At 72.0% G+C, this 257-nt stretch carries 1 pseudogene; it reads left to right on the forward strand.

The annotated features are described in order from the left end of the window. Positions 1 to 257: pseudogene (locus QM517_RS18095) on the forward strand (ATP-dependent DNA helicase); the annotation flags it as partial.

The following is a 257-nucleotide window of genomic DNA, read 5'->3' on the forward strand; positions in this document are numbered from 1 at the left end:
CCGCGACCCTGCGCGACGTCGCCGGGGAGATCGAGTGGCGGAAGGTCACGATGCGGTCGATCGAGCAGTACGCCGCGGCGCGTCCCGGCGGCGTCGGTCGCCTCGGCGTCGATCAGGTCGTGGCGGTGCAGAGCGCCTACGAGAAGCTCAAGGACGAGCGTCGGCAGATGGCCTTCGAAGACGTGCTGCTGACCTGCGCGGGCATGATCGAGGCGGAGGCCCGGGTGGCGGCGGCCGTGCGGGAGCAGTACCGGCAC

Source organism: Microbacterium sp. IEGM 1404, assembly GCF_030056775.1.
Taxonomy (GTDB): domain Bacteria; phylum Actinomycetota; class Actinomycetes; order Actinomycetales; family Microbacteriaceae; genus Microbacterium.